Annotated in this window: 1 protein-coding gene; it reads left to right on the top strand. The window is 47.0% G+C overall.

Translation table 11 applies throughout. The features are described from left to right. Positions 1-486 precede the first annotated feature (486 nt). Positions 487-1,555, top strand: a 1,069-nt coding sequence (locus tag OB13_RS19800; protein WP_461491914.1) for a c-type cytochrome, incomplete at its 3' end; no start/stop codon positions are given.

The following is a 1,555-nucleotide window of genomic DNA, read 5'->3' as shown; positions in this document are numbered from 1 at the left end:
CACCAGGGGAATGCTATATTAAGAGGAGGAGTCATCAACTGCCTCTGGTCAAAGGTTTTCGGCCTGCTCTGCCAACAAGCACCCGGTTATGCTACCAATACTAAGTGTTTGTACGCTAAATGCTTGAAAATGAAAAGGTTTTCAAAACAAAAGGCCAGGAAGTTAAGTTCAATAGGAGGGATGCGGTAAATGGACTGCTGAAAAGATATTTTAGTAACTATCCGTGTTTACATCCCAACGAAAACCGTCCAGTTATTTAGAATGAATTTAAATAAAAAGTGCCTCCATTTTAATATAACAAAGGAAATCTTGTCCTGACCCTGGGTCTTTCAGTGATATTGTGTATAGGACCAAAAATAAACATATAATGTTTGATTAATGGGTTTCAGGTAGTAGATTTGTGCCCGTAAAGTAATTTCACCATCATACTAAACACAAGCGATCTTGGCTATGATTAGCTGTATACAAAGAGCAAAAACCAAATTCTTGATTGCCTTTCTGTTTGCCCTGGCGACAACCTTCGGGATGTCAACACCAGGTGCTGCACAAGGCGCTGCAGGCCTCCCGGTAGACGATGCCGGAGTTGTAAGTGCCGGCGAGTCCCTTTATAAGAACAACTGTGTTGTTTGCCACTCTGTTGGAAGTGACGTTGTAGTTGGTCCGGGCCTGAAAGGGGTGAATGAGCGCAGAGCGCAGCCCTGGTTGATCAGCTGGATCAAAAACTCTCAGGCGCTGATCCAGTCCGGAGACAAAGATGCGGTTGCTGTTTATAACCAGTTCAACAAGCAGGCGATGCCTTCTTTCGCTTTCTCAGATGAAGAGGTTAAATCCATTCTGACGTATATTAAGGCTTCTGAGGCAACTGCTGTAGCCGAAACAACCGGTCCTGCAGCTGGCACTGAAGCCGCTCCGGGTGAAAACGTTGGAACAGACGCAGTTGGAGCTGTAGGTGGTTACCTGGATATCGTGCTGGTGGTGTTGATTGTAGTGTTGATCGTGCTGGTGGTAACGCTGTTGCTGATCACCTCGCTTCTGAAGAACTACCTCAACAAAAACAAGCAGCTGGATGAATATGACGCAGAGGTTGTAAACCAGCGTTTCGATTTCTCTAAGGTATACAAGTCTAAGGCTGTACGCTCCCTGGTAGTGCTGATCTTTGTGGTTGTACTGCTGGATCTGGGCCTGAACCAGGTAATGGGTATCGGCATTCAGGAAGGCTATGCACCGAAGCAGCCGATCGCTTTCTCGCACAAACTGCACGCTGGCCAGCACCAGATCGACTGTAACTACTGCCACACTACTGTATATAAAGGCAAGAGCGCCAGTATTCCTTCTGCCAACATCTGTATGAACTGCCATAGCCAGATCAAAACAGAATCTCCTGAAATCCAGAAGATATACAAGGCCATAGAGCGCAATAAGCCAATCGAGTGGGTACGTGTCCACAACCTGCCGGACCTGGCATACTTCAACCACTCGCAGCACACGCAGGTGGGTGGTGTGGATTGCCAGACTTGCCACGGCCCTATTGAGGAGATGGATGTAGTTTCCCAGT

The organism is Pontibacter sp. HJ8, assembly GCF_054824225.1.
Note: the sequence above shows the minus strand (reverse complement) of the source record. Positions and strands in the feature narration are given on the sequence as shown.